2 protein-coding genes and 2 pseudogenes are annotated in these 1847 nt (G+C 70.4%); all 4 read left to right on the top strand.

Annotated features, from left to right (window positions below; genetic code table 11):
* Positions 1-180 (top strand): annotated as a pseudogene (locus DDE13_RS22335) (urease accessory protein UreD); the annotation flags it as partial.
* 55 nt (positions 181-235) lie between these two features.
* The gene (locus DDE13_RS22330) at positions 236-538 is read left to right on the top strand and encodes an urease subunit gamma (RefSeq protein WP_111406389.1); all 303 of its coding nucleotides are present in this window, start codon (positions 236-238) and stop codon (positions 536-538) included.
* A 180-nt stretch (positions 539-718) separates the two neighbouring features.
* A complete protein-coding gene (locus tag DDE13_RS22325; protein ID WP_111406388.1) occupies positions 719-1027 on the top strand; it encodes an urease subunit beta in 309 nt (102 codons plus the stop codon).
* 68 nt (positions 1028-1095) lie between these two features.
* Positions 1096-1847, top strand: a pseudogene (locus DDE13_RS22320) (hypothetical protein); the annotation flags it as partial.

Raw genomic sequence — 1847 nt, 5'->3', positions numbered from 1 at the left:
GGCGCCGTGCGCGCGGCGCTGGCGGAGCTGCCGACGGGCGTGCGGGGCGCTGCATCGGGCTGGGACGGGCGCGTCGTCGTGCGGCTGCTTGCGGCGGATGCCTTTGCGCTGCGCGGCGTGGTCGCGCGCGTTCTGGGCGTGATGACAGGCCGGTCGCTGCCCCGCGTCTGGGCGGCGTGACAGGGGCGCAAGGGCGCCGAACACACATGCGGACAACAACGGAAAGACAAGGGCGATGAACCTGACACCAAGAGAAAAGGACAAGCTGCTGATCAGCATGGCGGCCATGGTGGCGCGCGGGCGCAAGGCGCGCGGCGTGAAACTGAACCACCCCGAGGCCATCGCGCTCATCACAGATTTTGTGGTGGAGGGCGCGCGGGACGGGCGCAGCGTGGCGGATCTCATGGCGGCGGGGGCCGAGGTGATCACCGCGGCGGACTGCATGGACGGCGTTGCCGAGATGATCCACGACGTCCAGGTTGAAGCGACCTTTCCCGATGGCACCAAGCTTGTGACGGTGCACCATCCGATCCGCTGATCGGCGCCGCCATCACGATTTGTGCCCAGTGGCGCCGCGCAGGGCGATTTGCCTTGATTTTCGGCAGTGCAGCATCGTATCGGCGGGTACGGGCGGCGGACGTGCCGCAGGGTCAGTCGCGCCTTGTCGAATGGTGCGGCCTGTGAAACCCTCGTGGTGCCAAGGCAGAAGGATGCAGCGATGATCCCTGGGGAAATTCTGACGGCACCGGGCGAAATCGTCCTGAACGCGGGTGCCGACACGGTGCGCGTGCGTGTCGCCAATACAGGCGATCGGCCCGTGCAGGTCGGCAGCCATTACCATTTCGCGGAAACGAACGGGGCGCTGGATTTCGACCGCGCGCTTGCGCGGGGTCGGCGGCTCGATATCGCCGCGGGAACCGCGGTGCGGTTCGAGCCGGGCCAGACGCGCGAGGTGACGCTGGTTCCGCTGGCCGGCACGCGCCGCGTCTACGGGTTCAACCAGGCGGTCATGGGGCCGCTGGACTGATGGCCATGACGATACCCGGCCTGTGCGGCCTGCCCACGCGACGACCCGGAGAACTGGAGACGGGAAAGATGATGACACCGATGGATTACTGGCGCAACGGCGTGGAGTTCTGGTTCCGCAGCGCCGAGGCGCAGATCGAACTGGGGTTCCGGATGGCCGCGATGGCGCCGGGTTGGGACGTGGCGCAAGTCGCTGCGCGGACCATGCACGACAAGCGTGTGACACTGAAATCGTCGGCTGCCCGGCCCGTACTGCGCAGCGTACCCGATGCGCCCGTCAAGGTCGCGCCCGCCGCGGCGAAGCCTGCTGCCCCCAAGCCTGCTGCACCGAAGCCTGCCGCGCGCAAGGCGGAAAAGCCGAAGGCCGCGACCCCTGCAGCGAAACCCGACCCCGTGACAGCGCCGGAGCCCACGCCCGTGGCCAAGGCGGGACCGCCACGGACTGCGGCGCCTGAACAGAAGACATCTGCGCCGACGGCAGAGACGCCAGTCGCGTCGGCGCAGGTCGCGGACACGCCGGTCGCGGCACAGCCAGCGCCGCGGGCGCAGGTCGAGACACGGACGGGACCCACGGCGCCTGCGGCATCGGCCCCCGCGCCCGAAAAGGCGTCCGCCGCGCCCGCGCCGGAACGGAAGAAACCGGCATCTGCCAAGCCGCGCGGCGCCGCCGCCCGCAAGTCTTCCGCGCCCAAGGCGTCTTCACGGACCGCAGCAGCCAAGACCACGGCATCACCGACCATGCGCGCCCCGGCGACCGGCACCGCGGCCGCCAAGCCGGCAGCACCCGCGACGGCCGCCCCCGCCGCGCCGCGCAGCCGTCG

This window comes from Meridianimarinicoccus zhengii (assembly GCF_003254465.1).
Lineage (GTDB): Bacteria > Pseudomonadota > Alphaproteobacteria > Rhodobacterales > Rhodobacteraceae > Meridianimarinicoccus > Meridianimarinicoccus zhengii.
This window is presented reverse-complemented; position numbering and strand designations above follow the sequence as displayed.

What these genes read in the sequence shown, in the direction of transcription:
- DDE13_RS22330 (WP_111406389.1), top strand. Translation starts at nt 236, where the DNA reads ATGAACCTGACACCAAGAGAAAAGGACAAGCTGCTGATCAGCATGGCG.
- DDE13_RS22325 (WP_111406388.1), top strand. Translation starts at nt 719, where the DNA reads ATGATCCCTGGGGAAATTCTGACGGCACCGGGCGAAATCGTCCTGAAC.